Below are 369 nucleotides of genomic sequence, written 5' to 3'. Positions count from 1 at the left end.
TTTTTATTCAGAATAAAAAGTTGGCAGAATTTTTTGAAGTAGTCGCTAAAATTTTAGGTGAGAAGAATCTGATTCAACTGGCGGCGAATTATATTATCAATGATGGTGCTAATGAAAAAATTCCGCCGGGCGTTTTTGCCGAATTAATTGTGATGTTGGACAAGGGCGAATTATCTTCACGGGGAGGCAAAGATGTTTTGGCGGCAATGCTTCAGGGTAGCAATCAGAGGCCTATTGAAATTGCCCAAAAACTCGGTTTGTTTCAAAAAAATGACGAGGCAGAGTTGGAAAAAATAGTTAAAAAAGCCATTGACGACAATCCAAAAGTTGTTTCCGAATATAAAGTTGGTAAAATTGCTTCTTTAGAGT

General features: G+C 37.1%; 1 pseudogene. It reads left to right on the top strand.

Annotated elements, in window-relative coordinates:
* Positions 1-369 (top strand): annotated as a pseudogene (locus tag A2255_10385) (hypothetical protein).

The organism is Candidatus Melainabacteria bacterium RIFOXYA2_FULL_32_9 (assembly GCA_001784615.1).
Lineage (GTDB): Bacteria > Cyanobacteriota > Vampirovibrionia > Gastranaerophilales > UBA9579 > UBA9579.
The sequence above is the reverse complement of the archived record's forward strand: the minus strand, read 5'-3'. Positions and strand labels throughout refer to the sequence as shown.